General features: G+C 61.5%; 4 protein-coding genes. All 4 read right to left on the bottom strand.

Annotated features, from left to right (window positions below; all coding sequences use genetic code 11):
• A partial coding sequence (locus tag B3V69_RS01650; protein ID WP_296443177.1) for an acyl-CoA dehydrogenase family protein occupies window positions 1-806 on the bottom strand: 806 nt, incomplete at its 3' end.
• A 19-nt stretch (window positions 807-825) separates the two neighbouring features.
• Complete coding sequence (locus B3V69_RS01645; RefSeq protein WP_296443176.1) at window positions 826-2,001, bottom strand: acyl-CoA dehydrogenase family protein; 1,176 nt, start codon at window positions 1,999-2,001, stop codon at window positions 826-828.
• 39 nt (window positions 2,002-2,040) lie between these two features.
• Entirely contained in the window at window positions 2,041-2,925 is an 885-nt protein-coding gene (locus B3V69_RS01640) for an SDR family oxidoreductase (protein WP_296443175.1), read from the bottom strand.
• Window positions 2,925-3,599, bottom strand: coding sequence for a TetR/AcrR family transcriptional regulator (locus tag B3V69_RS01635; protein ID WP_296443174.1), 675 nt, complete (start codon window positions 3,597-3,599; stop codon window positions 2,925-2,927). The genes B3V69_RS01640 and B3V69_RS01635 overlap by 1 nt, the downstream gene beginning before the upstream one ends.
• Window positions 3,600-3,820 lie beyond the last annotated feature (221 nt).

Below are 3,820 nucleotides of genomic sequence, written 5' to 3'. Positions count from 1 at the left end.
CGCGCCCAGGCCAGAGCCTCGTCATAGCAGCACTCGGAGAAACCCAGCGCCATGGCCGCCATGGACAAACGCTCACCATTGAAGTTGGTCAGGATCATCTTGAACCCCGCACCCTCTTCACCGACCAGATAGCGGGCCGGCACGCGCACGCCGTCAAAGCGCAGGTGAGCCGTATCCGAGCACAGCCAGCCCATCTTCTTCAGGGGGCTGCGTGACAGGCCAACCGCATCGCCCGGCACCATCAGCATGGAAATACCCATGGGCCCCTTGTTCGTCGGGTCGGTGCGCACGGCGACAGTCAGCCAGTCGGCGCGCATGCCGGAGGTGATGAACACCTTTTCGCCGTCCACCACGTACTCATCGCCGTCCAGCCGGGCGGTGGTGCGCAGCGCCGACACATCGGTGCCGCCACCGGGCTCCGTAATGGCCAACGCGGCAATTTTTTCACCACGCAGCACGGCAGGCACCACTTCCTGCTGCAAGGCGGCACTGCCGTGCCGGATCACTGGCGGCAGACCGATGTTGTGGCTGAACAGGCTGGCCATGAGCCCGCCACTGCCGCCATGGCGGGCTAGCGTAATCGTCATGGCATTGCGCAGGTTCCAGGGGCTCGGCGTGCCGCCAAACTCCTCGGGGTAACCCAACCCCAACCAGCCCAGCTCGGCGGCACGGTGGTAGAGACTGCGAGGGAATTCCCCCGCCTCTTCCCATGCCTCCAGATGCGGCGCAACTTCGGTCTTGATAAACCGGCGTGCCGCGTCTTCGACCTGGGCGATGTCTTCTGCAACGATATCTGTCACTGACATGGTGTTCCCGTCCTCGTGTTTAACTGCGCGCCGGGCGCTTGGCTATGCCCATGGTTTTGGCAATGATGCTCATCATCACCTCGTCAGCGCCGCCGCCAATGGAGCCCAGCCGCGCGTCGCGGTACATGCGTGACACCTTGTTTTCCCACGTGTAACCCATGCCGCCCCAGAATTGCAGGCAGCCATCCGGAATCAGGCGGTTCAGGCGCCCGGCCTTGAGCTTGGCCATCGATGCCAGCTCCAGCACATCCTGCCCCTGCAGGTAGAGATCGCAGGCGCGGTAGGTCAGCGCGCGCAGGCTCTCCAACTCGGTTTTCATTTCGGCCAGCTTGAACTGCACCCACTGCTGGTCCGCCAGCGTGGCGCCAAACAGCTTGCGCTCCTGCGCCCACTCCACCGTCCACTGGATGCAGTTGCTCAAACTCTGCAGGCAGCTCGCGGCACACCACAGGCGCTCCTCCTGGAACTGCTGCATCTGGTACACAAAACCCGCGCCTTCCCCGCCAATGCGGTTGCGCTGCGGCACGCGCACGTCGTCAAAGTAAATCAGGCCAGTGTCACTGGAGTTCATGCCGATCTTGCGGATTTTTTGCGCCACCTCAATGCCCGGACGCAACTTGCCGTTTTCGCGCAGAGGCACCATCACCAGGCTCTTGTTCTTGTGTGCCGGGCCTTCACCCGTGTTGACCAGCATGCACATCCAGTCGGCCTGCAGGCTGTTGGTAATCCACATTTTTTGACCGCTGATGAGGTAGTCGTCACCGTCCTTGCGGGCATGGCTCTTGATGGCTGCCACATCGCTGCCGGCACCGGGCTCGCTCACGCCAATGCAGCCCACCAGATCGCCGGCAATGGCGCCGGTCAGGAACTCGCGCTTGAGCTCATCACTGCCAAAGCGGGCCAGTGCCGGCGTGCACATATCGGTCTGGACACCAATGGCCATGGGAATGCCGCCGCAGTCGATATACCCCAGGGTTTCGGTCATGGCGACGGCATAGGAGTAATCCAGCCCCGAGCCCCCATAGGCCTCAGGCTTGGTCAGCCCCAGCAAGCCCAGATCACCCATTTTTTTGAACAACTCATGGGCCGGAAACTGCTCGGCAGCCTCCCACTCGTCGACATGGGGGTTGATTTCCGCGTCAATAAAGCGCTTGAGGGTCTTCTGGATTTCCAGATGTTCGTGTGTGTAGTTCATGACGATTTCCGGCTGTTCAGGAAGATGAGACTTCTGAGATCAAGATAAAAACACCTTGGGTGTTTGGGCGCGATGAAAGCCGTTGAACGGCTTGATGGCATCGCGCTGCTGCGCTTCTGGCGAGGCCACGCGCATCGGCCAACCCATGCGAACCTGCGGCCGGGCGCCGTCGATGCGCAAGGTGCTGCCACTGATAAAGGCCGCCGCCGGACTGAGCAAAAAGACAATGCCGGCCGACGTTTCGGCCTCAGTGCCGAAGCGCCCCAGGGGAATGGTCTTGCCCATCTCGCGCAGCATGGGCGCCATCTCCGGCGGGTAATTGTCCATGCCACTGGAGGCGATATAGCCCGGCGCCACCGCGTTGACGCGTACCCCCTTGCTGGCCCATTCAAGGGCAGCGGTCTCAGTGAAACTGACCATGCCGGCACGCGCCGCGCCGCTGTGGCCCATGCCGGGCATGGAACCCCACATGTCGGCCACGATATTGACGATGCTGCCGCCGTTCTTGTTCATGCTTTGCAGGAAACACTCGCGCGCCATCAGAAAGCCGCCGGTCAGATTGGTGTTGATCACCGCCTCCCAACCCTTGGCGCTGATGGCCTCCAGCGGCATCATGTACTGGCCGCCGGCGTTGTTCACCAAGCCATCGATGCGACCCTGCGCGGCCACCACGGCGGCCACCGCCTGCTTGACCACTTCTTCCTGCCGGATGTCGCAGACAAAGAAGCTCGCCGCGCCGCCATCCTGCACAATTTCATCCACCACCGTTTGCAGCTTCTCCGGCTTGCGGCCGATCAGCACCGTGTAGGCGCCCAGCGCGGCCAGCTCATGCGCCACGCAACGGCCAATGCCAGAGCCGCCACCGGTCACCAGCATCACTTTGCCCGCGAACAATCCCTTGGCAAATACAGAACCGTAGCTCATCAACATTCCTTCAAAAACAAAGCCATGGCGGCATCGGTCAGCTCATCGAGCGACGCGCCTTTTTTGCGGTCAAACCACTGCACCGACCAGTTCAGCGCGCCCAGAATCAGCAGGCGCGACAGCTTGACCGGTGCGCGCAAATGACCACTCGCGTGCAGCGCGTCCAGCACCGGCGTCCAGGTCGATTCGTAGTCCATCTGCAGCTGGTCCAGCGATGCGCGCTGGCGCGCACTCAAGCTCCGGTGCTCGTAGAGCATCACCGGAACGAAGTCGTTGCCAGGCCCGTGCAGCGTGTCAAAATGAGCGCGGATCAGGCGCCTGATCTGCACCCGGGGCGCGGCCGCGGAAGCATCACCCTGTAGCGCCCTGGCTTGGCGCTCAATGGCCGCGTGCATGCCCTCCTCCATCACGGCAAAAAGCAGCGCGTCCTTGCTTTTAAAGTGATAAAAAGGGGAGCCGCTGTGCATGCCGACGGCGGCGGCGATGTCGCGTGTGCTGGTGGCATCAAAGCCTTGACGGCGAAACAGCCGGGCCGCTGCGGTAAGTAGCTCTTGCCGCCGATTGCCATCGTCGCGCTCGCCCTCGGTCTTGCGCGGACGGCCGCGCGGGCGCTTGGGCGCGAGGTCAGTCGGCGACCCGGAGTGCGGATTGATGGGCAAGGCTAAAGCAATCATTGCCCGGAGCATACTCAAATCGTTTATTTTTAGCAAGCGATTGCTTTGTTAAAATATTAAAACCGGGGAGCTTCGCTGAATTCACGGTGATTTCTTAGCCCATCGCTAAGTTCAACTTGCCACAATGAAACTGACCTTACCCCCGAAAAACGTACTGCTTAGCTGATGGTTAAAAATCAGTTCAAGGAGAACGCAGCCCCTTAAGTTCGACACCATTTCCC

Origin of the sequence: Rhodoferax sp. UBA5149 (genome assembly GCF_002413825.1) — a bacterium.
Classification (GTDB): Bacteria; Pseudomonadota; Gammaproteobacteria; order Burkholderiales; family Burkholderiaceae_C; genus Rhodoferax.
This window is presented reverse-complemented; position numbering and strand designations above follow the sequence as displayed.

Excerpts from the sequence above, each read along its gene's own strand:
- B3V69_RS01645 (WP_296443176.1), bottom strand. The coding sequence starts at position 2,001 with ATGAACTACACACACGAACATCTGGAAATCCAGAAGACCCTCAAGCGC.
- B3V69_RS01640 (WP_296443175.1), bottom strand. The coding sequence starts at position 2,925 with ATGAGCTACGGTTCTGTATTTGCCAAGGGATTGTTCGCGGGCAAAGTG.
- B3V69_RS01635 (WP_296443174.1), bottom strand. The coding sequence starts at position 3,599 with ATGATTGCTTTAGCCTTGCCCATCAATCCGCACTCCGGGTCGCCGACT.